Genomic DNA, 23904 nt, shown 5'->3' with positions numbered 1-23904 from the left:
CCGCCGGTGACCAGACCGCCGGTGACCAGCGGTCCCGCCGAGGCTCAGATCCGGTCGTAGGCGGGCAGGGTCAGGAATTCGGCGTAGGGCTCACCGAGCGCCGTCTGCCCGAACAGCTCCACGGCGTCCTTCCACCGCCCGGCCGCGAACGCCTCGTCGCCGGCGGCGGCGCGCAGCCGCTCGACCTCCTCCGCGAGCACGGCGCGAACCAGCTCCGCGGTGACGACGCGGCCGTCCGCGAGCTTCGCGCCCGCGGCGACCCACTGGTGGAGCTGGCTGCGGGAGATCTCGGCGGTGGCCGCGTCTTCCATGAGGTTGTCGATACCGACGGCGCCGGTGCCGCGCAGCCACGCCTCCAGGTACCGCAGGCCGACGCTGATGTTGATCCGCACGCCGGCCTCGGTGATCTCGCCAGGGGTGGCGGCGACGTCGAGCAGCTGGGCGGCGGTGACGTGGACGTCGTCGCGCTGGCGCGCGAGCTGGTTGGGGGCGTCGCCGAGCACGCCGTCGAAGACCTCGGTGCAGACAGGCACCAGATCGGGGTGGGCGACCCAGCTGCCGTCGAACCCGTCACCGGACTCGCGCTCCTTGTCGGCCCGTACCTTCGCCAGCGCCGCCGCGCCCGCCTCCGGGTCACGCCGGGACGGGATGAAGGCGGCCATGCCGCCGATGGCGTGCGCGCCGCGGCGGTGGCAGGTGGCGACGAGCAGTTCGGTGTAGGCGCGCAGGAACGGCACCGTCATGGTCACCGAGCCGCGGTCCGGCAGCAGGAACTCCGCCGGCCGCGACGCGAACGTCTTGATGGCGGAGAACATGTAGTCCCAGCGACCGGCGTTGAGCCCGGCCGAGTGCTCGCGCAGCTCGTAGAGGATCTCCTCCATCTCGAACGCGGCGGGCAGCGTCTCGATGAGCACGGTCGCCCGGATGGTGCCACGTGACAGGCCGAGCGCGTCCTCCGCGGCGGTGAACACGTCGTTCCACAGCCTGGCTTCAAGGTGGCTTTCCAGCTTGGGCAGGTAGAACGCGGGTGTGCGGCCGGCATCGACGAGCGTGCGCGCGTTGCGGAACAAGTAGAGCCCGGCGTCGAGGAGCGACCCGGACATTGGCGCGCCGTCGACGAGCACGTGCCGCTCGGGCAGGTGCCAGCCGCGGGGGCGGACGACGAGGGTGGCGACCTTCTCGCCGAGCCGGTAGCCGCGGCCGTCCGGGCTGGTGAAGGTCAGCGTGCCGGCGATGGCCGCGGTCAGGTTGCGCTGGCCGTCCAGCATGTTCGACCAGGTGGGGACGTTGGCGTCCTCGAAGTCGGCCATGAACAAACGGGCGCCGCTGTTCAGCGCGTTGATGACCATCTTCGCGTCGGTCGGGCCGGTGATCTCGCAGCGGCGGTCAGTGAGGTCCGGCGCGGGTGGTGCGACCCGCCAGTCGCCGGCCCGGACGTCGGCGGTCTCGGGCAGGAAGTCGAGGGTGCCGCCGGCGGCGATCAGGGCGCGCCGCTGGGCACGCCGGTGGAGCAGTTCCTGGCGCCGGGGGCCGAACGTGCGCTGCAGCCCGGCGACGAACGCGAGCGCCTCGTCGCCGAGCACCTCGGCGACCAGCGCCGCCGCGTCGCCCACGGCGAGCCCCGGCACGTCCCGCTCGACGCGCACCCCGTCGTTCGTCGCCCCCCGCAACCGGCCCGTCACACCCATCACACCCTCCCGTCCTGACCTACGCGGAGCGTCCGGCCGCGCGCCAGCCCTACACGACGTGACCGTCGCCGATGGCCACCCACGTGGTGGACGTCAGCTCCGGCAGGCCCATGGGGCCGCGGGCGTGCAGCTTCTGGGTGGAGATGCCGATCTCGGCGCCCATGCCGAACCGCTCACCGTCGGTGAACCGGGTGGAGGCGTTCACCATGATGGCGGCGCTGTCGCAGGTGGCGATGAAGCGGCGGGACGCGGCGAGCGAGCGGGTGACGATCGCCTCGGTATGGCCAGTGCCGTAGGCGCGGATGTGCTCGACGGCGGCGTCCAGCGACGGGACGACCTTCACCGCGAGGTCGAGCGAGAGGTACTCGGCGGCCCAGTCGTCCTCGGTCGCGGCCAGTGCGTCCGGGGCGACGGCGCGCACCGCGTCGTCGCCGTGGATCGTCACGCCGGACTCGCCTAGCGCGGTGAGCACCCGGGGCAGGAACTGGTCGGCGACGTCGGCGTGCACGAGCAGCGTCTCGGCGGAGTTGCAGACCGACACCCGCTGGATCTTCGAGTTGACCGCGATCGCGACCGCCATGTCGAGGTCCGCGTCCGCGTCGACGTAGACGTGGCAGTTGCCGACTCCGGTCTCGATCACCGGCACCGTCGACTCCTCGACGACCGCGCGGATCAGTCCGGCGCCGCCGCGCGGGATGAGCACGTCCACCAGCCCACGCAGCTGCATGAGGTGCTTGACCGACTCGTGGTCGACACCGGGAACCAGCTGGACGGCGTCCGCGGGCAGGCCCGCGGCTTCGGCCGCGTCGCGCAGCACACCGACGAGCGCGGTGTTGGAGTGCACCGCGGAGGCGCTGCCGCGCAGCAGGACGGCGTTGCCGCTCTTCAGACACAGCCCGGCGGCGTCGACGGTGACGTTCGGCCGGGCCTCGTAGATGATCCCGACGACGCCGAGCGGGACGCGCACCTGGCGCAGCTCCATCCCGTTCGGCAGCACCCGGCCGCGGATCACCTCGCCGACCGGGTCGTCGAGCCCGGCGACCTGGCGCAGCCCGTCGGCCATCCCGCCGAGCCGGGCCTTGGTGAGGGTGAGCCGGTCGACCATCGCGGCAGCCATGCCGGCGGCCTGGGCGGCGACGACGTCCTCGGCGTTGGCGGCGAGCAACTCGTCGGCGCGGACCAGCAGCGCGTCCGCCATCCCCAGCAGCGCGGCGTCCTTGGCGGCCCGCGACAGTGGGGCCAGCGCCGCCGCGGCCCGCTTCGCGCGCACGGCGCTCGCTCGGACGTCCTCCGCGGAGACCTGCATGACCCGTTCCCCTCTCACCGGATCCCAGGGGTCGTCCCTGGGCCGGCATCACCGTCCGCCGGAAAGCTGACCCAAGATCAGCGAACACGTCGGGCCGGCGTTGTGCCGGCGCGGCGCGCCGCCCTCCGAGGCTACCTTCCCCGGCACCGCCGATACCCGCGAGGCGGCACCGGGCGGCACCGGCCAGCGCCCATGGCGCCGGAACGGCCTGAGGCCGCGCGGTCACCCGCACGGCCTCAGGACCGAGTTCCTGGATCAGGGCACCGCTCGAACGGCTAGTCGGCAGCGCGGGCGAGCCGGGACGGCCACCAGATCTTCTTGCCGATCTCGTGGCTGAGCGACGGGACCAGGATCGACCGCACGATGATCGTGTCCAGCAGGACGCCGAACGCCACCGTGAACCCGACCTCGGCGAGGAAGACCAGCGGCAGCACCGCCAGCACCGCGAACGTGGCCGCGAGCACGAAGCCGGCGGAGGTGATGACGCCACCGGTGACGGAAAGCCCGCGCGTGATCCCCCTGCGCGTGCCGTACATCAACGCTTCCTCGCGCACTCGGGTCATCAGGAAGATGTTGTAGTCGATTCCGAGTGCTACCAAGAAGACGAAGGCGAACAGCGGGAATGCCGGATCGGCGTTGGCGAAGTCGAGCACGTGGTTGAACACCAGTGCCGACACGCCCAGGGATGCGGCGAACGAGAGCACCACGGTCGCGATCAGCAGCAGCGGGGCCACCAGCGCGCGCAGCAGCAGTCCGAGCACCAGGAGGATCACCAGCAGCACGATCGGGATCACCAGGTTGCGGTCGTGCCGGGAGGCCGCGTTGACGTCGTGGTTGACCGCCGTCGAGCCGCCGACGAGCGCCTCCGCGCCGGGCACCGCGCGCACGGCGTCCCGGATCCGTAGAACCGTCGCGTCCGCCTCCGATGTGTCGTACCGGTAGGCGAGCGTCGCGTCGATCGCGAGCCGGCCGTCGACCGGCTTCACCTGGATGGCCGCGGGCGGGCAGGCTCCGCCGGCCAGGTCGGCAGGCGTGATCGCGCCGGACTTCAGCGCGTCGGGGATCTTGCCGTAGTCGACCTCGACGCAGACCGAGCCCGGCTTGGTGTCCACGCCCTGGACCTTGGACACCCCGGCGATCACCGCGTCGGCCTGGTCGGCCTTCGCGGTGATGACGGCCGGGGCGCCGGCGCCGGCGTCGAAGTTCGCGTCGTAGATCTTCTGTCCGACGATCGCGTCCGGCTCCGAGGTGAAGCTGTCCATCGTCGACAGGCCGCCCGTGCGCAGCCCCGGCAGGAACGCGACGCAGATCAGCAGCAGCACGGCGGTCGAGATCCAGCCGAGCCGGGCACGCCGGCCGACCAGCTCGGCAATCCGCGCCCAGCGGCCGTGGGTGGCGATGTCGGCCTGATGGTCGACCCGCGGCCGGCGCGGCCAGAACACCCACCGGCCGAACAGCACCAGGAACGCCGGCAGGAAGGTCAGCATGAACAGCATCGTGCAGGCGACGCCGATCGCGCAGACCGGCCCGAGGCTCTTGTTCGAGTTCAGCTCGCCAAGGGCCAGGCAGAGCAGGCCCAGCACGACCGTGACGCCGGAGGCGGCGATCGCCGGCGCGGCACCCTTCCAGGCCGCGAGCATCGCGTTCAGCCGGCTGGCGTGGTTGTGCAGCTCCTCGCGGTACCGGCTGACGAGCAGCAGGGCGTAGTCGGTGCCGGCGCCGATCACGATGACCGACAGGATGCCCTGGCTCTGGCCGGTGAGGGTCAGCACGTCGTGCTTGGCCAGCGGATAGATCACCAGCGACGACAGGCCGAGCGCGAACACCGAGCTGAGCAGCGGGAAGAACCACAGTATCGGGCTGCGGTAGACGACCAGCAGGATGATGATGACCACGAGCCCGGCCGCGAGCAGCAACTGGCCGTCGAGCCCGCTGAACGCGTCGATGAACGCGACGAGCAGGCCTCCGGCGCCGGCGCTGTGGACCTTCAGGCCGTCCGGCGCGCCGTCGCGGGCCGTGTCGATGATCAATTTCTCGGTGTCGCTGAGCTGCTCTCCGTCGACCTCGACGTCGCCGTTCTTGCCGATCAGCGGCACCGACACCGAGGCGACCGAGCCGTCCTTGTTGAGCTGCGTCGGCCCGAGCTGGTCGGCGGCCACGCCATTGATCTTGCCGAATGCCGTCCGGTCACGCTCGATCTTCGCCTTGTCGCCGCCGGTCAGGCCACCGTCGCGCTGGTAGACGATGAAGCCCGGGATCGTCGCCACGGAGCGGAACTTCTCCGACTCGGTGTCGACCTTCGTCGACTCGGCGGACCCCGGCAGGTAGGAGGCGTTGTCGTTCTTCTGGACCTCCCCCAACTTGCCCTGGAAGGGCAGGCCGACCACGCCCACTATGAAGAAGACGAGGACGACGCCGACGGCCCCCACCCAGCGGCGCCACGTCGGGCGGCGCTGGTCTGGCGGCGCGGGCGGCGGTGAAAGCGCAGGTAGCTGGGTCTCCGAGCTTTCCTGCTCGGCGGCCACGTCGCTCATGGTGTTCTCTCCCGGTCGGTTCTCGGGCTCGCTCGTCGTCGACGGCGCAGGTGGCGGTCACTCGTGAACAGGCGTGCGGGTACGGCGGGCGGCGCCGGCCTGCGCCCGGTGGCGGGCGCCGGCGGGCCACGTTGAGGCTGGCGCCACCGGATCGCACCGAAGGTACTGACCAGGTGCGACAGCTCACGTTCGAGGCGGGTGACCTCGATGATGTCGTCGCCGGCCGACGGCGCCCATCCGTTATTCGGTTGACTGGCCAGTCAGCCGCCCGGCTCACCCGGTGGATCGGGCCGCCCCGCACGGCGTCCCGACCCACCCACGCAGGCCAAGGAACTCCGCGCGGATATCGAGAAGACGGCCCAGACCCGGAAAACGCATCGGCCGATCGGCGAGAAGTGAGGTAAGACACAGCGGCGAGCCACGCCGCCCGGATGCCGGGCCATCCGAACGCCGGGCCGTCCGGCGGCCCGTCGGCGCGCCGCCCACACACCGAACGGTCGTGGATGGCGGCGCGATGGTCACTGGAGCTGGCCACCGGCTTTGGTTCCAGAAAACCGGCGGCCTCTGGATGCCCCACACCCCCGCGGCTGGGTGGGGCTGGCCCTACCCGGCGGTGGTCAGCCATCGCGCGGGCGAGACGCGCGGCGCCGGCTGCCATCCGTCGCCGCCGGACCGGTTCGCGGTGATGTCATGGTGACCAGCCTGCTGCCTGGCGTGGCTGGCGTCGTCAGCTGGACGGCGGCATCGGCGTACGTCCACGCGCGTACGGACCGCTACGCCAGCACTCCGGCCGCGCCGAGCGGGCATGGGGTGCGAACCGGACACGAACGGATCGCCTACGCTACCGATGCTCTCGGCACCCCCCACCGAGCCGGCGCCCGGCGCCCGGCGCCGGCGCGCCGCAGGACGCGGCTTTCGCCGATCCGCCGTCGTGCCGTGACGACGCCCGGCTGGGTCTGGCCGATCGGCGGGGAGGGCTCGGCCCGGCGGGAAGGGGGGACATGCTCGTCCTGCATACGTCCGACTGGCACCTCGGGCGCGGCCTGCACGGGTATGATCTCGCCGCCGCGCAGGCCGCCTTCGTCGACCACCTCGTCGAGGTGGCCCGCGCCGAGCGCGTCGGCCTCGTCGTGGTCGCGGGCGACGTGCACGACCGGGCGATCCCGCCGCTCGGCGCGCTGCGCCTGTTCGACGAGGCGCTGTCCCGGCTGCGCGACACCGGCGCCCGTGTGGTGGTCATCAGCGGCAACCACGACGCGCCCGCGCGTCTTGGCGACAAGGCTGGGCTGCTCGACCCCCGTGTCCGCATCCGTACCGACCCCGCCGAGCTCGCGACGCCCGTGGTGGTCGAGGACCGGTTCGGCCCGGTGCGGGTCTACCCGATCCCCTACCTGGAGCCCGCCGCCGTCGCGGACCTCCTTCCCGAGGTCGCCCTTCCCGAGGTCGACGCCCAGGGCGACGGACCGGCCGGCCTGGGCGCTGAGGCCGGCGCCGGCGCTCACGCGGGCGCCGGCTTCAGTGCCCAGGCGGACGGGCCGGGTGGCTCCTCGGCGCCGGCCGGTGACGCCGCGGGGGTCCCGGCCGGGCCGCCGCCCCTGGCGGTCGCCGAGGGGCCGGCCGAACCGCCCTTCCCGGGCATGGTCTCGCTCTTCGACGACGACGAGCTGGCCCCGAGCCTCATACCCGCTCCGGCACGCCCCCCGGCCGCCGCCGGCCGGGCCCGCCGGGCGGAGCAGCTGTCCCACGCGGCGACGATGCGCCGGGCGATGGCCGCCGTCCGGGCCGACCTGGCCGGCCATCGCGGCGCCAGGTCGGTCGTCGTCGCGCACGCCTGGGTCACCGGCGCCGCCGGCAGCGACAGTGAGCGCGACATCAGCGTCGGAGGCGTCGCGCACGTCCCGGCGTCACTGTTCGACGGCATCACCTACACCGCGCTCGGCCACCTGCACCGCCCGCAGCGAGTCCAGGACCGGGAGCAGGTGCGCTACAGCGGCTCACCGCTGGCGTACTCGTTCTCCGAGGCCGGCGACGCGAAGGCCACACTGCTCGCCGAGCTCGGCCCGGCCGGCCTGACCAGGGTGGAGGCGATCCCGGTCCCGACGCGGCGGCGCATGACGATCCTTCGCGGCCGGCTCGCGGACCTGCTCACCCGGCTGGAGTACGGCGAGCATGCCGACGACTTCATCGCCGCGGTGCTGACCGACCCAGGCCGCCCGATGGACGCGATGACGGCGCTGCGCGAGCGTTTCCCGCGCACCCTGGTCCTGCGCCACGAACCGGAGAACGCCGAGGCGGCCGACACCCGCTCGTTCGCGCGGCGCACCCGCGGCCGCGCCGACCTCGACGTCGCCGCCGACTTCGTCGGCTTCGCCCGCGGCACCTCGGCGACCGAGGCCGAACGCGAGCTGCTCGCCACCGCGCTCACCGAGGCCCGGCTCGCGGCCACGGCGGCGGAGGCTGGCTGATGCGCCCGCATCGCCTCGAGCTGACCGCGTTCGGCGCCTTTCCCGGCGCTGTGGAGCTCGATCTCGACCAGCTCGGCACGGGTGGCCTGGTGCTGCTGTGCGGCGAGACGGGCGGCGGGAAGACGACGCTGCTCGACGCGCTCGGCTTCGCGCTCTACGGCGCCGTCCCCGGCCTGCGCGGCGTGCGCGACCTGCGGTCCCACCACGCCGCCGCGGACGCGGCCCCGCGGGTGCGGCTGGAGTACTCGGTACCGGCCGGGCGTTTCCGCGTCACCCGCTCCCCTGGGTGGGACCGGCCGAAGCGTCGCGGCACTGGCACGCAGCGGGAGCACCCGAAGGCGTCGTTGGAGAAGTGGACCGGATCGGCCTGGCGGACCGAGGCCACGCGCAACGACGACGTCGGCCTCGAGATCAGCGTGCACCTCGGGATGAAGCCCGAACAGTTCTTCCAGGTCGTCATGCTCCCCCAGGGCCGGTTCGCCGACTTCCTGCACGCCGACAATGACGCCCGCGAGGCGCTGCTCAAGCAGCTGTTCAGCGTCGGCCTGTTCGAGCGGGTCGAACAGTGGCTCGCCGACCGCGCCAAGCGCGCCGCCGACGACTACGGCCTGGCCCGCCAGTCCCTCGACCGCGTCCAAGCGAAGATCATCGAAGCCGCCGGCGTCGAGGCGCGCCCGGACGACGAGCGGCAGGACGACGGGCAGCAGGACGACGGGCAGCGGGACGACGCGGCGCCGGGCGGCACAGATGGACCGCCGGGGCCGGACTGGGCGGCGTCGCTCGCCGAAGCCGCCCGTGCCGGACAGATATCGGCCGCCACGCGCCGCGACGAGGCCGCCAAGGCCCGCGAACTCGCCGACCGCCAACTGGCCGCGACGCGCGAGGCGGCGAGGCGGGCCGAGGACCGGGCCCGCCTGCGCGCCCGACTCGCCGAGCTCGTCGAGCTCGCGCCCGAGATCACCTCGCTCGCCACGGAGCTGGACGCGGCGGGCCGGGCCAGCACGGTCAGCCGCGCCGTCGCCGACGCGGCTGGGCGGGCCGACGAGGCCAGCCGGGCCGCGCGGGACGAGGCCGCGGCCCGTGCCGCCCTCGACGCCGCCACCGTGCCCTCCCTCGACGCCGCCCGCGAGCCGTCCGGGCAGCTGCGCGCCGGCCCCGACGCGGACGCGGGCGGGCTGGGCAGGCTCGCCGCGCTCGCGCACACCGAGTCAGGCAGGCTCGAGGCGCTGGCGCTCGCGCTCACCACGGCCGACGAGGCCGAGCGGGAGGTGATGGCAGCCGACCGGGACGCCCTCACCCACGCCCAGGCCGCCGAGATCCACGTCACCGAGATCGAGACGACGTTCCCCATCGCCCGCGGGACCGCGCAGGACCGCGTCGGACGGGCCAGGCAGGCGGCCCGGCTCGCCCCGGCGCTCGCGGAGCGCGCCGGCCAGCTGGCCGATCTGGCCGACGCCGTCCGCGCCCGGCACGCGGCGCTCCTCACCGCCGACGAGGCCCAGGCCGCCGCGACGCGTGCCCGCGCCCGTGCGGCCGAGCTGCGCCAGCAGCGTTTTGACGCGATCACCGCCGAGCTCGCCGCCGCGCTCACCGGCGACACCCCCTGCCCGGTGTGCGGCTCGCTCGCCCACCCCGACCCCGCCGAGGTCCGCGCCGACCACGTCAACAAGGACGACGAACGAGCCGCCGACGAGGAGGCCGGGCGGCGCGAGGCGACGGCACGCGAGGCGCGGGAACAGGTCGCCGGGCTGACGGAACGCGTGCGCGCCCTGCGCGCGACGCTCCTGCGCACCCCGGACGCGCTCCGCGACGGCGGGCCCGTCGTCGACCACGCAGCCGGCGGCGGCCCGGCTGACGACGATCCCGCCGGCGACGACCACGCGGCCAGCGGGAGCACGAACACCACGGGCGCCGCCGACGGCCACAAGGCGACGAGCACGGACGACACCGCCGTCGACCCGGTCCGGGAGCTGCTGGGCGAGCTGCGCGGCAGCCTGCTCGACGAGGAGGTGCTGCTCGCCGGCCCCGCCGCTCTCCCCGGCCCCGGCGGCGCCTCCGCCGGGGCCGTCGGGCATGGCGGTGCCAGCGTAGGCAGCGGCGAAGGCGCCGGCCATCCGACGCCCACCGAGCGCGGCGCCGCCGAGCTGGCGGCGGTGGCGCGTGCGTTCGCCGCGTCCGCTGGCGAGGCCGCGGCGGCGGCGGCGGACCTGGCCCCGGCCGAGGCGGAGCTCGCCCGGCTCGCGCGCGCCGAGACCTCGGCGCACGCGGGTCTCGCGGCCCATCGGACCGCTGAGCGCGAGGCTGGGCTGCGCGCCGCCGCGGCGCGGGAACGGGCCGCGAGGGCGCTGATGGCGGTGCCGGACGCGCTGCGCGACCCGGCCCAGCTCGCGGCGCGGGTCGCCGCCGTCGCGGCGTTCGCCGGCAGGTGCGAGACGACACGAGCGGCCGTGCTCGCGGCCGTCCGGGCGGCCGACGAGTCCCGGCGGGCCGAGTCCACAGCGATCGCCGCCGCGACGGAGGCGGGTTTCGCCGACCCGGCGGCGGCCCTGGCCGCCGTCCGCGAGGCGAGCTGGCTGGCCGACGCCCAGGCGCGCATCCAGGCTCACCAGGAGGAACGGGTCAGGATCCAGTCCCGGTTGGACGCCCCGGAGCTGGCCGGGATCGCCGACGACGCGCCGACCGCGGTCGAGGACCACGAGCACGCCGCCGAGGACGCGAGGCGGGCGCACGAGGAGGCGCTGGCCGCCGCGGCGACGGCGGCCGAGCGGACCCGCCGGCTCGATGCCCTCGCTCAGGAATACGTCGCGACGCACGCGGCGCTGGCGCCGCGCAGGGCCACGGCGGACCAGCTACGCGCGCTCGCCGACCTCGCTGCCGGCCGTGGCGGCAACCTGCACGGCATGCCGCTGTCGAGCTATGTACTGGCGGCGCGGCTGGAGGAGGTCGCGCAGGCGGCGAGCCGGCGGCTTTCGGCAATGAGCGGCGGGCGCTACACGCTCGTCCACGACGCCGGCGAGCGCCGCGACCGGCGGCGGCGGGCCGGCCTCGGCCTGCTCGTCGAGGACGCCTGGACCGGCCGCTCCCGCCCGACGGCGACCCTGTCCGGCGGCGAGACGTTCCAGGCCGCCCTCTCGCTGGCGCTGGGGCTTGCCGACGTCGTCAGCGCCGAGTCCGGCGGCCACTCGATCGACGCGCTGTTCATCGACGAGGGTTTCGGCACCCTCGACCCCGACAGCCTCGACGAGGTCATGAACGTCCTCGACGAGCTCCGCTCCGGCGGCCGCCTGGTAGGCGTCGTCAGCCACGTGGCCGACCTCCGCCTCCGCATCCCCACCCAGATCCAGGTCCACAAGGGCCCGAACGGCAGCACCGTCGACACGACCACCTGACCCGGGCGTCGGACACAGCTGGGCACCTACCAGCTACGCTGTCTGTACCCCCCAGGGATCTAGGTAGCTGGGTCCAGGCCCGCTTCGGCGGGCCTTTGTTTTGCCCGCGGTCAACGCGCGCGCAGGAGGAGGACCAAGTCGTCGCGGTGGACGACCTCGCGCTCGTAGCTGGGGCCGAGGTCGGCGGCCAGTTCGGCGGTGCCGCGGCCGAGCATGGTGGGAAGCTCCGCCGCGTCGAAGGCGACGAGGCCACGCGCCACCGGGCGACCTGACGGGTCGACGAGGTCGACCGGGTCGCCGGCGGAGAAGTCGCCGTCGACGGCGGTCAGGCCCGCGGGCAGCAACGACGCCCGGCGGCCGACGACCGCGGCGACCGCGCCCGCGTCCAGGTGCAGCCGGCCCTGAGGAGCGGTCGCGTGCTGCAGCCAGAGCAGGCGGGACGCGCGGCGCGGGCCGGTCGGGTGGAAGACCGTGCCGACCTCCTCGCCGGCCAGCGCCTGGGCAGCGAGCGCCGCCGACGTGACGATCGTGGTCACCCCGCCGGACGCGGCCATCCGGGCCGCGTCGATCTTCGTCGCCATCCCGCCGGTACCGACGCCGGCCGTGCCGGTGCCCTTGACGGTCAGCCCGTCCAGGTCGGCGTCCGACCGAACGTCGCGCACCAGGTTCGCCGGGCCCAGCCGCGGGTTCGCGTCATAGACGCCGTCGACGTCGGACAGCAGCACCAGCAGGTCGGCGGAGACGAGATGGGAGACGATCGCCGCGAGACGGTCGTTGTCGCCGAAGCGGATCTCCTGGGTGGCGACGGCGTCGTTCTCGTTGATGATCGGGACGATGCCGAGCTCCAGCAGCCGGTCGAGCGCCGTGCGGGCGTTGCGGTAATGGGTGCGCCGGATGACGTCGGTCGCGGTGAGCAGCACCTGGCCGACCTGGTGGTCCGAGCGCCGGAACGCCTCCGCGTACTGGTGGACCAGCGCGCTCTGCCCGACGCTCGCCGCGGCCTGCAGGGTGGCGAGGTCGCGCGGCCGGCGCGAGAGCCCCAGCGGGGCGAGCCCGGCAGCGATCGCGCCGGAGCTCACCAGCACCAGCCGTCGCCCCGCGAGTGGGCGCACGGCCGCGACGAGCGCCTCCAGCCGGGCCGCGTCCAGCCCGCCGGAGGCGGTCGTCAGCGACGACGACCCGACCTTGACGACGACCCGTTGCGCGTGCTCAACGAACGAACGCACGCCTACCCCTCGTCCCCCGCCCCGCCGCGCCGGGCGCCGGCCGGCTGGCCGCCGTCCTCGCTCTCGTTCTTGTCGTCGTCCCAGGAGGCGTCCGCGCCGTCGCCGTCGCGGCCGGCCCAGACGACGACGGGTCCGTTCGTCGTATCGGTGCCGTCCGCGTCCTCGTCGTCCAGATCCGCGTCGTCCAGATCCGCGTCGTCCGGGTCCTGGCCGTCGTGCCAGACACCGTCGTCCCAGCCCTCGTCCCGCGCGTCCGTGTGGGTGACCACGCCGTCCTCGTCCACGACGACACCGTCCTGGGCGTCCTCGAAGGCGGTGTCCGCTCCGTCCCGGTCGGCCAGCCGCCGAGCGCGGCGAGTCATCCGCTCGCCGCGGGTCAGCCGGACCGAGGCGCGCATCCGGTCGTCGCTGCCACGCGGGCCGAGCAGGGGCTCGGTCACGCGCCCGCGGCCGGCGGTACCGCCGACGGTCGCGACGCTCGCGGTCTCCTCGTCCGCGCGGGCCGTCGCGTAGTCGGCGAGCGCCCCGCGGCCAGACAGCGTCGGCTCCCAGTCGAACGTGACGTCGCCGATGGTGACCTCGGCTCCCGGCTCGGCGCCGAGCCGGGCGAGCTCGGCCTCGACACCGAGCCGGGCCAGCCGGTCGGCGAGGAAACCGATCGCCTCGTCGTTGGTGAAGTCGGTCTGGCGGATCCAGCGCAGGGGCTTCGCGCCGGTGACGACGAATCCGTCGCCGACGGCGCGTACCGAGAAGTCGGGCTCGTCGACCGCGCGCGGGCGCAGCACGATCCGCGTCGCCGATGCCACCGGCGACGAGCGCCGGTGCTCGGCGATCATCCCGGCGAGGTACAGCGTCAGCTGCCGCACGCCCTCCCGGGTCGCGGTACTGATCGAGAACACCTCGAGCCCACGCGCGCGCAGGTCGGGTGTGACCAGCTCGGCTAGATCCCGGGCGTCCGGAACGTCGATCTTGTTGAGGACCACGATGCGGGGCCGGTCCGCGAGATCCGCCGAGTAGGCCGCCAGCTCGCTCTCGATCACGTCCAGGTCCGACAGCGGGTCTCGGTCGGACTCCAGCGTCGCGCAGTCCAGGACATGCACGATCACCGAGCAGCGCTCGATGTGACGGAGGAACTCCAGCCCCAGGCCGCGGCCCTGGCTCGCGCCGGGGATCAGGCCGGGAACGTCGGCGACGGTGTAGGGCGGCAGGTCGCCCGCCTGCGCGACGCCGAGGTTCGGCACCAGCGTCGTGAACGGGTAGTCGGCAATCTTCGGCTTGGCCGCGCTCAGCACCGAGACCAGCGACGACTTGCCGGCACTCGGGTAACCGACGAGCGCGGCGTCCGCGACCGACTTCAGTTCCAGGACGGCGTCGAGGTTCTCCCCCGGCTCGCCCAGTTCCGCGAACCCCGGCGCCTTGCGCCGGGCGGACGCGAGCGCCGCGTTGCCCCGCCCGCCGCGCCCGCCGCCGGCGAGCACATACGTGCTGCCGGCGCCGACCAGGTCGACGATCTCCTCGCCGTCCGGGGTGAGCACGACGGTGCCGTCGGGGACCGGGAGAACGAGGTCCTCGCCGTCGGCGCCGCTCTTGTTGGAGCCCTGCCCCGGCCGGCCGCTGGTGGCACGGCGGTGGGGGTGGAAGTGAAAGTCGAGCAGCGTGGTAACGCTGGGGTCGACGATCAGCCTGATGTCGCCGCCTCGGCCGCCGTTGCCCCCGTCGGGCCCGCCGAGCGGCTTGTACTTCTCCCGGTGGATCGACGCGCAGCCATGCCCGCCGTCCCCGGCGGCGGCGTGCAGAACCACCCGGTCGACGAATGTGGGCACAGACCTGGCCTCTCGATTACTGGGCTCTGCCCTTAGTGATCCTGGGGACAACGGCCGCCGGGTGTGCGAAGGAAGATCATTTTCGCACGCCCTTTGGCCCTCTAGTGATCCTGGAGACAACGGCCGCCGGGTGTGCGAAGGAAGATCATTTTCGCACACCCTTTGGCCCTCTAGGGGTTGTCATGCCAGTGCAGAGTTCGTATGGACCGCGAACATGACGAAGACCGCACCCGGGCTCCTGACACCAGCCCGGCGCGGCTTCGGTATTGGCCTGCATCTGTCGCCCCAAGAAGGTCGAGCGAAGCCCGACACCGGGGGTCCGGGCGCAGGGGCCCCCAGCTGGCCGCGCCAGCGGACAGCTGGGGGAACGGCCCCCCGGAGCAGGCATCTCTGACGAGGTCACCCGGGAAGCCGAGCGAAGCTCGGCGAACAGGGTGAGCCCGACCGCGTCAGGCGGCGGCAGTCTCCAGGGCGAGCACGTTTATGACGCGGCGACCGCGGCGGGTGCCGAACTGGACGTGCCCCTCGGCGAGCGCGAACAGGGTGTCGTCCTTGCCCCGGCCGACGAGATCGCCCGGGTGGAAGTGGGTGCCGCGCTGGCGGACGAGGATCTCGCCGGCCTTCACATACTGGCCACCGAATCGCTTCACGCCCAGCCGCTGGGCGTTGGAGTCACGACCGTTGCGCGAGGAGCTCGCGCCCTTCTTGTGCGCCATCTCGCTCAGGCCTCTTTGGTCTCGATGCCGGTGACCTTCAGCCGGGTCAGCTTCTGGCGGTGACCCTGCCGCTTGTGGTAGCCGGTCTTGTTCTTGAACTTGTGGATCCGGATCTTCGGACCCTTGACGACGCCGACGACCTCGGCGGTCACCTCGACGGACGCGAGCGCATCCTTGTCGGTGGTGACCGACTCGCCATCGATAAGCAGCAGTGCCGGAAGGTTCACGGCCACGCCCGGCTTACCGGGGAGAAGCTCGACGTCAACCACATCGCCGACGGCGACCCTGTGCTGCTTGCCGCCGCTGGCAACGACCGCGTACACCAGTTCTCCCTGCTCCTGTGGCCCACGCGCACCTCGAAAGCCGCCGCGCGAGCTCATCTCCTCAAGGTGCCCCGCGCCCGTACGCCCCCGGCAACAGCGACCACGCGACCGCCTCGGATCTCCCATGTGGAGTCGCCCGTGTGGCCCGCGCGGCGCTGACTGGCCTACGCCCGTCCGGAGTGGGCACCAAACCTACCCCGTGTCGCTCCACCCTACAGGCCCGATGGCGAAAGGTGCTGACCGGCACCGGCTCGTTTACGCCCGGTGGCCGCGCCTGTCTCCGCCCAGGGCGACGGCTGGCCGACTCGCGGCCACCAGGACCTGCCGGTCAGGGCCAGCATGACTACTTTCCGTTGATAGCCAGCCCGGATGGGTGCACCCGTCGGCACAGGCGGGTGACTCCTTACCTAGGGCGGGATCACCTGAGGGTGATCCGGACGTGTCATGGTCACCGCCCCGGCCGCCGGGGAACGATGGACCTGGCGACGGAGATATCCGGCGGGGGCGGGAGGGCGGCCGGGGATGACCGAGATGGAGTGGGAAACGGCAACCTGGGTGGCGGGCGCGGTCGCGCTGGTCGCCCTCATGGCGGTTCCGGTGGCCTGCTGGGCGACGCTGCACGGGCGGGCGCTGACGGCGCGCCTGGCGGCGGCGAGCGCGGCCGCCCGGCGCACCGAGGCGGCCGCGCGCCTCGGTGACCAGGACGACCTGGTGCAGACGCTCGTCGTCGCGACCTACGCGCTGCAGCTCGGCAACCATGACCTGGCCAGGGACGCCGTGGACGGCGCGCTGCGCCGCTCACGGGTAGCCCTGGACCAGCTACTCGCCGAAGCCGGCCGTTCCGCGCTGGCCGGCCACGACCACGACAGGACGGCTGCGAACGGGGCGCCCACCGGCGTTCACGACCCGCGGGACCCCGGGCCCGCCGGCCACGACGAGCCGCCCACCCGCCGACGGCCGGACGCGCCGGCCACCACCGACAACCACCGCCACGCGGCCTAGCCAAACCCGGCCTGTGGCTGGCGCGAAGCGCCGGCCTCAGTCGGCCGAGACGGTCGCCTCGACGGACTCCGCCGGCTTCGCCACCGGGCGGGATGCCCGCCGCGGCCGGCGGCCACGGCCGGCGCCCGCCGAGCCCGCTTCGCCGATGATGCTGTCGGGGTCGGCCGAGTTGGCGAACACCGTCGGGCCCCCCGACGCGGCGTGCTCCGGCTCCCCGATGGCGGCGCCCGTGGGAGCGCCACCGTTCTGAGCGCCACCGTTCTGGTGGCCCTGGGCATACGCCGGGCCGTTCGTCGGCCAGCCCACGCCGCCTGGTTCGCCGGCGGGCGTCTGGAGGGCGTGGTCCTCGCCGGTCCCGGTCGGGATCGTGTCCGGCCAGCCGGTGCCGGCCGCGGCCCCGTTCGCCGGCGCCGCCGCCGGCTCTGTCCCGGCCGGCTCCGCCTCCGCTGCCTGGGTGGCCGCCGGCTCCGGCGCCACCACGTCCGCGGCGATGATCTGGGTCGTGGCCCGGCGGGCCCGCCGGGAGCGGCGGCCGCTCTCGCGCGCGGCGCCGGCCTCGGTGCCTCCCGCAGTCTCGGGCGCGCCGGCGCCCGGCCCGGTGGCGCCGGTGTGGCCGTCAGCCAGACCTGTGGCCTCCAGGGTTCCTCCCATCGAGGAGGCATGCTCGGGGACCGCCCGGTCGCCCTCGCCCTCGCTCAGCTGTTCGGAGCCCGCGAGCGGCACCGCCGCGACGGAGCCGCGGCGCCCGGCACGACGGGCCGGGGGCGCCGGCACCGGCAAGGACGCCGCCGGCGCATGGTAACCGTCGAGATGGATGAGCACGCCACGCCCGTTGCAGTGCGCGCAGGACTCGCTGTAAGCCTCCAGGAGGCCCTGGCCGACCCGCTTGCGAGTCATCTGGACCAGGCCGAGGCTGGTCACCTCGGCGACCTGGTGGCGGGTGCGGTCCCGGCCGAGGCACTCGGTGAGCCGGCGCAGCACCAGCTCGCGGTTGCTCTCCAGGACCATGTCGATGAAGTCGATGACGATGATCCCGCCGATGTCACGCAGCCGCAGCTGGCGGACGATCTCCTCGGCGGCCTCGAGGTTGTTCTTGGTGACGGTCTCCTCGAGGTTGCCGCCCTTGCCGGTGAACTTGCCGGTGTTGACGTCGACGACCGTCATGGCCTCGGTCCGGTCGATCACCAGCGAGCCGCCGGAGGGCAGCCACACCTTGCGGTCCAGCGCCTTGGCCAGCTGCTCGTCGACGCGGTACTCGGTGAACAGATCGGTCGTCCCGACGTGCCTGCGGACCCGGGTACGCAGGTCCGGCGCGACCATGTCGACGTAGCTCTCGATGGTCTCGGCCTCGCCCGAGCCCTGTACGAGCAGCTCGGTGAAGTCCTCGTTGAAGATGTCGCGGATCACCCGGACGACCAGGTCCGGCTCGCCGTAGAGCAGCGCCGGGGCGCTGGCCTTCTGCGCCTTGCGGGCGATGTCCTCCCACTGGGCCGCGAGGCGCTCGACGTCACGCTCGAGCTCCTGCTCGCTCGCGCCCTCGGCGGCCGTCCGCACAATCACGCCGCCATCCTCGGGGGTGATCTTCTTGAGGATGCTCTTGAGCCGGGAGCGCTCGGTGTCCGGCAGCTTGCGGCTGATCCCGGCGCTCTGCCCGTCCGGCACGTACACGAGGTAGCGGCCGGGCAGGCTGACCTGGCTGGTCAGCCGGGCGCCCTTGTGCCCGATCGGGTCCTTGGAGACCTGGACGAGCACAGACTGGCCCGGCTTGAGCACCTGCTCGATCTTGCGCGGCCTGCCCTCCAGCCCGGAAGCGTCGTAGTTGACCTCGCCGGCGTAGAGGACGGCGTTGCGGCCCTTGCCGATGTCGACGAAGGCCGCCTCCATGCTGGCCAGCACGTTCTGTACCCGGCCGAGGTAGACGTTGCCGGCGTATGAGGAGGAGCTGGCCCTGGTGACGAAGTGCTCCACGAGGACACCGTCCTCGAGCACGGCGATCTGGGTGCGGTCGCCGGCGTGGCGCACCAGCATCCGGCGCTCGACCGACTCACGGCGGGCGAGGAACTCCGCCTCGGTGACGATCGGCGGCCGGCGCCGCCCGACGTCCCGGCCCTCCCGGCGGCGCTGCCGCTTGGCCTCGAGCCTGGTCGACCCGCTGACCCCGCGGACGAGGTCGTCGTCGCGGCGCGTCTCGCGGACGTGGACGACCGTGTTCGGCGGGTCATCCGGGGAGGATGCCTCGTCTCCCGACGTCGTGGCCCGGCGACGGCGACGGCGACGGCGGCGCGAGCCGGTCCGATCGTCCTCCTCGTCCTCCTCGTCGGCGTCGGTGGCGAGCTGCTCGTCGGCCTCGTCAGGCTCGTCGTCCTCGGCCTCGTCCTCGTCCGCGGCCGACTGCTCCGCACCGGCCTCGCCGGCCTCGCCGGCCTCGAAACCGTCCTCCTCGCCGCGCGTCCGGCCCCGGCCACGGCGGCCGCGACGGCGACGGCGGGTGCCGGTCACGTCGGCGTCCTCCAGGCCCGACTCGATGTCGGCGGCCTCGGGCTCCTGGGCCTGCGCGGTCTCGACCACGGGGAGCTCTTCGCTGGCCTCCGGGGACTCCCCGGTCTCCTTCACGGCCGCGGCCGGCGCAGCCCGGTCGGGGCGCTCCTCCGCGTCGCGGGGGTGGTCCCGATCCCAGTCACGATCGCGATCGCGGCCCCGGGGGGCCGTCGGCTCGCGCGCGGCCAGGTCGGGGGCCTGGAAGGTCACCGCCGTCACTGGCCGGCGAGCCACACGAGGTGTGGACACCTGGGTGTCGAAACCGGCCGAGAAGGTGGACCCGACGCTCCACTTCGGGGCGGATGACTGGGAGGCGTCGCCCGCGTCTGTGGACGCCTCGACGGCCAGCGTCCCGACGGGGGGCGCCTCCGCGGTGCTTGCCTCCGCGGTGCTTGCCTCAGCCGTGCTTGCCTCAGCCGTGCTTGCCTCAGCCGTGCTTGCCTCAGCCGTGCTTGCCTCAGCCGTGGGCGCCTCGGCCTCAGTCGGCGGCTCGGCCTGAGCAGCCTCGCCCGCCACGGTCTCCTCGACGGCACGGGCGCGCCGGCTGGCGGCGCGGCGCCGCGTCCTGGGAGGCGCCGTGGGCGTCTCGGTCTCGGCAGGCGTCTCGGTCTCGGCGGCCGTCTCGGCCGCCGGCTCGGAAATCTTCACCGTCTCGACGGACTGGTCCACAGCCGCGGGCGGCTCGTCCACCGCGGGCGACGTGGCCTCAGAGGGCGTCACCGCGGACGGCTCGGACGGCGCCGACGTGGCCCGGCGGGCGGAACGGGCCCGCCGCCGGACTGGCGCCTCGAGGGCCGCCTCCGTCTCGGCGGGCGCGGCCTCGCCGAGCGGCTCGCCCCCGGCCGGCGCACCGGCCTCGGCCGCCGGCGACTCGGCGGCAACGGGAGCGGAGGCCGTCGACTCGGGCGACGCGAGAGGCGCGAGGGGTGTGAGTACGGCCCGGACCGCCCGGCGCGCGCGCGGCCGGCGGCGCGTCTCGGCGGGAGCCGTCTCCGCGGTCGGGTCGATGTCAACGGGCGCGCCGTCCGCCGGCACGGCGGCGGTAGGCGCGGCGGCGGCCGAGGCGGGAACGGCCTCGGCCGTGACCACCTCGGTCATGGCCTGGGCGGGCTCGCTTACCGGCACCGGCACCGGCGGCTCGGCCTCGTCGGCCGGGGCTGGCACGTCCGTCCCGGCTGGCGGGTCGAGCTCGTCCTCCCCAGCTGGTTCCGCCTCCACCGGGTCCGTGCCGGTGGCGTCCAGAATGACCGGAGTGTCGACCTGGTTCAGAACGATCGGAGTGTCGGCCGCGTTCAGGTCGATCGGAGCCCCGTCGACGGCGGGTGGCGCCAGGTCGTCGGGAGGCTGCTCGAAGGGCAGCGCGGCGGATGATTCGCTGGGAGGACCGGCGGGCCGGCCGGCCGAGCGGCGGCGTCGAGGCGCGGCGGCGGATTCTTCCGCCGTCGGTGCCGTCTGGTTGTCGTCGCTGGGAATCTGAGTGTCGTCGGGCACGGGATATAAAGCCTCCGGGCTCCCGGGCGCGCTGCCACAGGCAGTCGCGGCCGCGCAGAAGCCGCTGTCTAGTCCGGCGGACGAACCGCCGTAATCCTGCGACGCCCTGCATCAAGCTGTGAGTCGACCTGCCAGCCGGTCCGTCTCGCTTCGGTTCGGCGCCCCGGAGGGGGCGGCCAATGGGTCCGCCAGCGTCCCGTCCACCCGGATCAGTCCCTGCTCGAGCCTGGTTGGCTCCGGCGGGACCGGAAACGTCAGCGGCGGGACGGCAACCACGCCAAGGGCGGTCAGCACGTCGTCTGGTCGCACAGCGGGCGTCGTATGCCGCACGACCACATCCAGTATCGCACAGTCGTGAGCCGACGCACGGCAAACGCCGCAGATCACCGCTCGCCGCACGTCGACGAGGGCGCGGCCGGACTTGGTCCTGCGCTCGACCTCGAGACTTTCCCGAGCCAGCAGCGCGTCCAGCGCGCGGGAGACGTCCTCGGCCGGCACACCCGGCACGCGCACGCTCCAGCGGGACGCCTCGATCCGTCCGGCCAGCGGCCCGCCCTCCGCCGGCACGCAGGCGAGCAGGTCGAACCCGGGCGGCAGCGCCGCGTCCAACGCCACCCGCAACGCCTCCGGGTCGACGTCCTCGGCGAGCGCGAGCTCGACGTACTCGGCCTCGCTGGCCGCCCCGGTGGGCACCCCACCGACCCAGGAGACCTTCGGGTGCGGGCTGAACCCGGCTGAGAAGGCGATCGGCACCCGCGCGCGGCGCAGCCCGCGCTCGAAGGACCGCGCAAGGTCGAGCTGGGAGAGGAAGCGCAGCCGGCCGCGCTTCGCGAACCGCAACCGCACCCGCGCGACCGGCGGTGGCGGCGGCGGGCCGTCAGGGCGCCGCGGCGGCACGCGCCTTCTCCTGCCCCGTCGCCGCCGTCGCTGTCGCGGCCGTCGCGGAAGCCGACGTCGCCGCGCCCGTCGCGGCCCGCGCGGGCCGCGACGGCACCGGGGTCAGCGGCAGCAGGGTGCGGCGCGTCGGGCCGATCTCGATCTGCGAGCCCATCGTCGGGCAGACACCGCAGTCGTAGCAGGGCGTCCACCGGCAGTCGTCGAGCTCGGACGCGCGCAGCGCGTCCTGCCAGTCCGACCACAGCCAGTCGCGGTCGAGGCCCGCGTCGAGGTGGTCCCAGGGCAGCACCTCGCGTTCGGGGCGCTCCCGGGTGGTGAACCAGTCCAGCGAGACGCCCAGCGGCTCGAGCTCGGCGGCCGCCGCGCGCTCCCAGCGCTCGAAGGAGAAGTGCTCGCTCCAGCCGTCGAAGCGCCCGCCCTCGCGCCACACCCGTTCGATCACCCGGCCCACGCGGCGGTCGCCGCGGGCGAGCAGGCCCTCGATGATCCCCGGCCGGCCGTCGTGGTAGCGGAACCCGACGGCGCGGGCGATCTCCCGGTCGGCGCGGACGGTGTCGCGCAGCAGCTTGAGCCGGTGGTCGGTGACCTCCCAGGAGGCCTGGCCGGCCCACTGGAACGGGGTGTGCGACTTGGGCACGAACCCGCCGATGGAGACCGTGCAGCGGATGTCGCGATGCCCGCTGGCCTTGCGGCCGGCCCTGATCACCTCGCGGGCGAGCTTGGCGATGCCGAGCACATCCTCGTCGGTCTCGGTCGGCAGACCGCACATGAAGTAGAGCTTCACCTGTCGCCAGCCCTGCGCGTACGCGGTGCTGACGGTGCGGATCAGATCCTCCTCGCTGACCATCTTGTTGATGACCTTGCGAAGACGCTCCGAACCGCCCTCGGGGGCGAAGGTGAGCCCACTACGCCGGCCGTTGCGGGAGAACTCGTTGGCCAGCGTCACGTTGAACGCGTCGACCCGGGTGGACGGCAGCGACAGTGAGGTGTTGGTGCCCTCGTAGCGGTCGGCGAGCTGGGTCGCGATCTCGCCGATCTCACTGTGGTCGGCGCTCGACAGTGACAGCAGCCCGACCTCGGAGAAGCCGGAGGCCGACAGGCCCGCGTCGACCATCGCGCCGATCGTGTCGATCGAACGCTCCCGGACCGGCCTGGTGATCATCCCGGCCTGGCAGAACCGACAGCCGCGGGTGCAGCCGCGGAAGATCTCCACGCTCATCCGCTCGTGCACGGTCTCCGCGAGCGGCACCAGCGGTGTCTTCGGGTACGGCCACGAGTCCAGGTCGGACAGCGTGTGCTTCACCGGGCGAGCCGGGACATCATCCCGGTTGGCGGTGACAGCGACGATCGCGCCGTCCTCGCCGTAGGTGACGTCGAAGAACGCGGGCACGTAGACGAGGCGCCGGCGGGCGAGCCGGGCGAGCAGCTCCGCGCGGCCGCCCGGCGAGCCCGCCGCCCTGAACGCGCGGATCACGTCGGTGATGTCGAGGACGGCCTGCTCGCCGTCACCGAGGACGGCGGCGTCGATGAAGTCGGTGACGGGCTCCGGGTTGAACGCGGCGTGGCCGCCGGCGATCACCAGCGGGTGCTCGTCGGCGCGGTCGGCGGCGCGCAACGGGATGCCGGCGAGGTCGAGCGCGGTGAGCAGGTTGGTGTAGCCGAGCTCGGTGGCGAAGCTGACGCCGAGGACGTCGAAGTCACCGACCGGGCGGTGGGCGTCGACGGTGAACTGGGGCACACCGTGCTCGCGCAGCAGCGCCTCCAGATCCGGCAGCACCGCGTAGGCGCGCTCGGCGAGCACGTCCGGCTGCTCGTTGAGGACCTCGTAGAGGATCTGCAGCCCCTGGTTGGGCAGGCCGACCTCGTAGGCGTCCGGGTACATCAGGCACCAGCGGACGGCGGCGGACTCCCAGGGCTTGACGGTGGAGTTTCCCTCGCCGCCGACGTACTGCACAGGTTTGCGAACCCTGGGCAGCAGTGGCTCCAGACGCGGGAACACCGACTGACCAGACATGCGAGCAAGCCTACCCAAGCCCTCACGCAAGATTTCTGGACGGCGCGCTCCGGCCCAAGAGCTGGATCGGGGGCACGACAGGGGCTGGACTGGGGTTGGGCGGGAAGGTTGATGCCGGTTCGCTCCGTCCGGGCACGGCGCTCCGGCCCCTTACTCGCTTCGCTCCCAAGGGACCTCCGCGCCGTGTCCTCCTCCGCTCACGGGCGCTCCGGCGACCTCGCTGCGGCCCCCCTACGTTCGCTTCGCTCGTAGGTGGGCCTCCGCGAGGTGCGCCTCCGCGCCCAGCTCGGTCGCGTACCGCTGTACGTCACCAGTCCGAGGCTGGGTGGGGTCGGCGGCGTTCAAGCGGCACGCAACCGTGCTGGCGCGGAGGCGCGCCTCCGCGGAGGCCCAGCCACGGAGCGAAGCGAACGTGGTTGGGCCGCAGCGGAGGTCGCCGGAGCGCCCGTGAGCGCAGGAGGACGGCGCGCGGAGGTCCCTTGGGAGCGAAGC

The 23904-nt window shown here is 73.8% G+C and carries 13 protein-coding genes and 1 pseudogene; 4 read left to right on the top strand and 10 right to left on the bottom strand.

Annotation, left to right across the window (positions count from 1 at the left end):
• Positions 1-44 precede the first annotated feature (44 nt).
• The 3 genes from aceB to QOZ89_RS38170 form a co-directional block, all read right to left on the bottom strand.
• Entirely contained in the window at positions 45-1688 is a 1644-nt protein-coding gene (aceB, locus tag QOZ89_RS38180; RefSeq protein WP_083418499.1) for a malate synthase A, read from the bottom strand.
• A 49-nt stretch (positions 1689-1737) separates the two neighbouring features.
• Positions 1738-2994 carry a glutamate-5-semialdehyde dehydrogenase gene (locus QOZ89_RS38175; RefSeq protein WP_071048371.1) on the bottom strand — a complete coding sequence of 419 codons (1257 nt, stop codon included), beginning with the start codon at positions 2992-2994 and terminating at the stop codon, positions 1738-1740.
• Between the two features lie 275 nt (positions 2995-3269).
• Complete coding sequence (locus QOZ89_RS38170; protein WP_071048372.1) at positions 3270-5528, bottom strand: MMPL family transporter; 2259 nt, start codon at positions 5526-5528, stop codon at positions 3270-3272.
• Positions 5529-6529: 1001 nt separating this feature from the next.
• On the opposite strand from QOZ89_RS38170, the gene QOZ89_RS38165 reads away from it, so the two are divergent.
• Both QOZ89_RS38165 and QOZ89_RS38160 read left to right on the top strand, forming a co-directional pair.
• Positions 6530-7993: an exonuclease SbcCD subunit D gene (locus tag QOZ89_RS38165; protein ID WP_071048374.1), complete on the top strand. Its 1464-nt coding sequence runs from the start codon at positions 6530-6532 to the stop codon at positions 7991-7993.
• Positions 7993-11382: an AAA family ATPase gene (locus QOZ89_RS38160; protein WP_312628895.1), complete on the top strand. Its 3390-nt coding sequence runs from the start codon at positions 7993-7995 to the stop codon at positions 11380-11382. Before QOZ89_RS38165 ends, QOZ89_RS38160 begins: the two co-directional genes overlap by 1 nt.
• A 110-nt stretch (positions 11383-11492) precedes the next feature.
• Here the strand turns inward: QOZ89_RS38160 and proB are convergent, their stop codons facing one another.
• From proB to rplU, 4 genes are all read right to left on the bottom strand, one after another.
• The gene (proB, locus tag QOZ89_RS38155) at positions 11493-12608 is read right to left on the bottom strand and encodes a glutamate 5-kinase (protein ID WP_071048617.1); all 1116 of its coding nucleotides are present in this window, start codon (positions 12606-12608) and stop codon (positions 11493-11495) included.
• 2 nt (positions 12609-12610) lie between these two features.
• Positions 12611-14431: a GTPase ObgE gene (gene obgE / locus QOZ89_RS38150; protein ID WP_116271501.1), complete on the bottom strand. Its 1821-nt coding sequence runs from the start codon at positions 14429-14431 to the stop codon at positions 12611-12613.
• A 449-nt stretch (positions 14432-14880) separates the two neighbouring features.
• Positions 14881-15147: a 50S ribosomal protein L27 gene (gene rpmA, locus QOZ89_RS38145; RefSeq protein ID WP_071048616.1), complete on the bottom strand. Its 267-nt coding sequence runs from the start codon at positions 15145-15147 to the stop codon at positions 14881-14883.
• Between the two features lie 5 nt (positions 15148-15152).
• Positions 15153-15470: a 50S ribosomal protein L21 gene (gene rplU / locus QOZ89_RS38140; protein WP_071048615.1), complete on the bottom strand. Its 318-nt coding sequence runs from the start codon at positions 15468-15470 to the stop codon at positions 15153-15155.
• A gap of 522 nt (positions 15471-15992) precedes the next feature.
• On the opposite strand from rplU, the gene QOZ89_RS38135 reads away from it, so the two are divergent.
• Positions 15993-16472 carry a hypothetical protein gene (locus QOZ89_RS38135; protein WP_071048614.1) on the top strand — a complete coding sequence of 160 codons (480 nt, stop codon included), beginning with the start codon at positions 15993-15995 and terminating at the stop codon, positions 16470-16472.
• A gap of 36 nt (positions 16473-16508) precedes the next feature.
• Here QOZ89_RS38135 and QOZ89_RS38130 read toward each other — a convergent pair.
• Positions 16509-19256: pseudogene (locus QOZ89_RS38130) on the bottom strand (Rne/Rng family ribonuclease); the annotation flags it as partial.
• A 60-nt stretch (positions 19257-19316) separates the two neighbouring features.
• Here QOZ89_RS38130 and QOZ89_RS47855 point away from each other — a divergent pair.
• A complete protein-coding gene (locus tag QOZ89_RS47855; RefSeq protein WP_491723692.1) occupies positions 19317-20381 on the top strand; it encodes a pentapeptide repeat-containing protein in 1065 nt (354 codons plus the stop codon).
• A 231-nt stretch (positions 20382-20612) separates the two neighbouring features.
• On the opposite strand, the gene QOZ89_RS38125 is transcribed toward QOZ89_RS47855, so the two are convergent.
• Both QOZ89_RS38125 and QOZ89_RS38120 read right to left on the bottom strand, forming a co-directional pair.
• Positions 20613-21398, bottom strand: a complete 786-nt coding sequence (locus QOZ89_RS38125; RefSeq protein ID WP_071048613.1) for a TIGR03936 family radical SAM-associated protein — start codon at positions 21396-21398, stop codon at positions 20613-20615.
• Positions 21379-23412 (bottom strand): TIGR03960 family B12-binding radical SAM protein, encoded by a 2034-nt coding sequence (locus QOZ89_RS38120; RefSeq protein WP_312628882.1) that lies wholly within the window; start codon positions 23410-23412, stop codon positions 21379-21381. The genes QOZ89_RS38125 and QOZ89_RS38120 overlap by 20 nt, the downstream gene beginning before the upstream one ends.
• Positions 23413-23904: the final 492 nt, after the last annotated feature.

Source organism: Pseudofrankia coriaricola (assembly GCF_032027725.1).
In the GTDB taxonomy this organism is placed as follows: Bacteria; Actinomycetota; Actinomycetes; order Frankiales; family Frankiaceae; genus Pseudofrankia.
This window is presented reverse-complemented; position numbering and strand designations above follow the sequence as displayed.

Coding starts and splice junctions, on each gene's coding strand:
- aceB (WP_083418499.1), bottom strand. CDS start 1,688: ATGGGTGTGACGGGCCGGTTGCGGGGGGCGACGAACGACGGGGTGCGC.
- QOZ89_RS38175 (WP_071048371.1), bottom strand. CDS start 2,994: ATGCAGGTCTCCGCGGAGGACGTCCGAGCGAGCGCCGTGCGCGCGAAG.
- QOZ89_RS38170 (WP_071048372.1), bottom strand. CDS start 5,528: ATGAGCGACGTGGCCGCCGAGCAGGAAAGCTCGGAGACCCAGCTACCT.
- QOZ89_RS38165 (WP_071048374.1), top strand. CDS start 6,530: ATGCTCGTCCTGCATACGTCCGACTGGCACCTCGGGCGCGGCCTGCAC.
- QOZ89_RS38160 (WP_312628895.1), top strand. CDS start 7,993: ATGCGCCCGCATCGCCTCGAGCTGACCGCGTTCGGCGCCTTTCCCGGC.
- rpmA (WP_071048616.1), bottom strand. CDS start 15,147: ATGGCGCACAAGAAGGGCGCGAGCTCCTCGCGCAACGGTCGTGACTCC.
- QOZ89_RS38135 (WP_071048614.1), top strand. CDS start 15,993: ATGACCGAGATGGAGTGGGAAACGGCAACCTGGGTGGCGGGCGCGGTC.
- QOZ89_RS38120 (WP_312628882.1), bottom strand. CDS start 23,412: ATGTCTGGTCAGTCGGTGTTCCCGCGTCTGGAGCCACTGCTGCCCAGG.